The sequence below is a fragment of the Variovorax glucosi genome (assembly GCF_051216695.1).
GTDB lineage: Bacteria > Pseudomonadota > Gammaproteobacteria > Burkholderiales > Burkholderiaceae_C > Variovorax.
On the sequence record NZ_JBPJZE010000435.1, the window covers coordinates 1 to 1,017 of the forward strand.

A 1,017-nucleotide genomic window follows, 5' to 3' on the forward strand; every position below is an offset into this window, starting at 1 on the left:
CACCGGTGGCTTCTGCGAACCAGCCGGATGCGTCGATGACACACGCCACCAGCGCGACTGGCGCGACCACCTACTGAGCCGCCGTGGTGCCTCGTGCGCCCGGCGTCAATCGCGCGTGAGCACGAAGCGCCTGCGGATGCCGCTCGCGGCCGAAGGCGCCACCCACAGGTCGAACTCGCCGGGCTCGACGGTCGGCTTCATGTCGCGGCCGATGAAGGCGAGGTCGTCGGTCGTGAGCGTGAATTCGACGACCGCTGATGCTCCCGGTGCGATGCCGATCTTGCGAAAGCTCTTCAGCTCGCGCACCGGCCGCGTCACGCTGGCCGCGCGCTGGCTGATGTAGAGCTGCACCACTTCCTCCGCGTCGCGCTGGCCGGTGTTGGTGACTGTGGCGCGCACGCGCAGCGTGCCCGACATCGGCAAGCGCTCCGTACTCAGCTCGACGTTGTCGTAGCGCACCGGCGAATAGCCGATGCCGAAGCCGAAGGGGTAGAGCGCTTCGTTCGTCGCGTCGAGGTAGCGCGTCTTGAATGACGTGCCCGGCGCGTTCTCGGGCGACGGCCTGCCGGTGCGCTTGTGGGCGTAGTAGTAGGGCACTTGGCCGGCCGTTTGCGGAAAACTCACGGGCAGCCGGCCCGAGGGATTGAAGTCGCCGAACACGACGTCGGCGATCGCGTTACCGGTCTGCACGCCGAGGAACCACGTGACGAGGATGGCGCGCGCATTGCGCACCGCGCCCTTCAGCGCCATCGCGCGGCCGTTGCTCAGCAGCACGATCACGGGCTTGCCGGTGGCGGCCACGGCCTCGGCCAGGTCTTGTTGTGCTTGCGGCAGCCCGATGTCGCTGCGCGAGCGAGCCTCGCCCGACATCTTCTCGCTCTCGCCGATGGCCAGCACCACCACGTCGGCATCGCGCGCGGCCGCCACCGCGGCGTCGATGCCGCCGGACAGCTGCGACTCGATGCCCGAGCCGCGCACCACGTTCACCGATGAGTTGGGGCCCAGCGCCGCGCGCAG

The 1,017-nt window shown here is 69.4% G+C and carries 1 protein-coding gene; it reads right to left on the reverse strand.

Going from position 1 to position 1,017, the window contains the following annotated elements; all coding sequences use genetic code 11:
* Window positions 1–105 precede the first annotated feature (105 nt).
* Window positions 106–1,017 (reverse strand): glycoside hydrolase family 3 C-terminal domain-containing protein (locus ACSFA3_RS26305; RefSeq protein WP_435508231.1); only part of this gene is annotated, 912 nt, incomplete at its 5' end.